Source organism: Adlercreutzia sp. DFI.6.23 (genome assembly GCF_024462535.1).
Taxonomy (GTDB): domain Bacteria; phylum Actinomycetota; class Coriobacteriia; order Coriobacteriales; family Eggerthellaceae; genus Adlercreutzia; species Adlercreutzia rubneri.
In genome coordinates this window covers 1-315 of the sequence record NZ_JANGBP010000365.1, presented here as the reverse complement: position 1 = coordinate 315, position 315 = coordinate 1, and the positions used below count along the sequence as shown (strand labels likewise).

General features: G+C 62.5%; 1 protein-coding gene. It reads left to right on the top strand.

Features of this window, described 5'->3' with window-relative positions; all coding sequences use genetic code 11:
- A partial coding sequence (locus tag NE591_RS13745; RefSeq protein WP_256156918.1) for a 4Fe-4S binding protein occupies positions 1-315 on the top strand: 315 nt, incomplete at both ends.

Sequence of the window (315 nt, the reverse complement as noted above, 5' to 3'; positions counted from 1 at the left end):
CTTTCCGCCGCCATCTTCGGATTCCCGGTATTCTGCCTGGTATGCCCCGTGGGTCTGTCGTTCGCCATGGTGTTTCTGCTTATCGCACTGTTCGGCGGCGGCGATGTCACCTGGTCGGTGCTCATCATCCCGGCGCTGATAGCCGTCGAGGTGATCTTCTTCCGTAAATGGTGCTCGCACCTGTGCCCCATCTCGTCATTCATGAGCCTCATCGGTCGCGCCAACCGCACGTTCCAGCCGGCCATCGACGATGCGAAGTGCCTGGAGACCGCCCACAACGCCACCTGTGGACGCTGCGCCGAGGCGTGCGAGGTG